1 pseudogene is annotated in these 1,550 nt (G+C 66.4%); it reads right to left on the bottom strand.

From position 1 onward, the window contains the following. Window positions 1-1,397: pseudogene (locus JCM25156_RS25440) on the bottom strand (Do family serine endopeptidase); the annotation flags it as partial. Between the last annotated feature and the right edge of the window lie 153 nt (window positions 1,398-1,550).

Genomic DNA, 1,550 nt, shown 5'->3' with positions numbered 1-1,550 from the left:
CTCGGTTATCACATCGCCGGGGCGCAGCCCGCGTTCGGCGGCCGGGCTGTCCTCGCTCACGCCGGTCACCAGCACGCCTTCTGCCCTTCGGCCATGTTGTATTTCTGGCGCGCGATGTCATCGATCTCACCCACCGTGAAGCCCATGCCGCTAATCGCCACGCTGTTCTGCGCCGGTTCATGGGCGGGGGCGTGACCGCTCCCGGCCTTGTCCGTCTTTTCCTCGGGCAGGGCGCCGATGGTGATGGGCACCTCCATCTGCCGGCCCTTGCGCCAGATCCCCAGATGCGCCACGCTGCCACCCGCAAGCTCGGCCACCAGGCGCGGCAGGGCGCGACCATCAATATCCTTGCCGTTCAGGCTCTGGATCACATCCCCGGTCTGGAGATGGGCCATATCCGCCGGTCCCTTCGGCTCCACCCCCGCGATCAGCGCGCCATGGGCGTTCTGCAGGCCCAGACCCTCGGCTATTTCCTGCGTCACGTCCTGAATCCGCACCCCGATCCACCCGCGCGTCACGATGCCATGGTGACGGAGCTGTTCGATAATGCCCTGCGCCTCGGCCGAGGGGATGGAGAACCCGATGCCGATCGACCCGCCCGAAGGCGAGAAGATGGCGGTGTTGATGCCGATGACCTCCCCCTTCAGGTTGAACAGCGGGCCGCCGGAATTGCCCTTGTTTATGGGGGCGTCCGTCTGGATGAAATCGTCATACGGTCCCTGCTCGATATTGCGCCCGCGTGAGGAAATGATCCCCGCCGTCACCGTGCCCGACAGGCCGAACGGATTGCCGATGGCCAGCACCCAGTCCCCCACGCGCGCGTGGTCGCTATCCCCGAACGGCACGGCGGGCAGGGGCCTGGGGCTGTCCACCTTCAGCACCGCGAGGTCGGTACGGTCGTCATGCCCGAGCAGCCGCGCCTTAAGCACGGTATTGTCCTGCAACGTGACGGTAATCTGGTCGGCATGGCGCACGACGTGGTTGTTCGTCACGATCACGCCGGAGGGGTCGATGATGAAGCCCGAACCCAGCGCCTGCATCTTGCGCGGCGGCGCGTTGGGTGAATCCTGCCGGTTCATGAAATCATGGAAGAATTTCTCGAACGGCGAACCTTCGGGAAAATTGGGCACCTGCGGCGTGCTGTCACCGTCATCGCCGCCTTCGTCCTCGTCATCGCCGGGGCGGACCATCTCGGTGGTGGAGACGTTGACCACGGCGGGCAGCAGCTTCGCCGCCAGGTCGGCGAAGCTGTCGGGCATGTTGCGTCCCTCCCCCGGCAGGCGCAGGGGCGCTGCGGGCGCGGGATCCTGCGCGTGGGCGGCGGTATATGCCCCCGGGGTCGCAAGCAGCCCCAGGGCAAGGCAGGACCGGGTAAAGACAGCGGCACGAAGGGACATGAGGTGCATATATCCTGCTGATCGGGATCGGGTGGACAGCTATACCATGCCCTTGACCAGCGCGGAAATCACGGCCTCAGTTCCCGCATAGCGGCGTGGACGGCGCAAGATTGCCCTGCCCGCCCCGCGTCGCGCCACGGGCCGCGTTGCGCT

The sequence above is a fragment of the Komagataeibacter kakiaceti JCM 25156 genome, assembly GCF_000613305.1.
The sequence above is the reverse complement of the archived record's forward strand: the minus strand, read 5'-3'. Positions and strand labels throughout refer to the sequence as shown.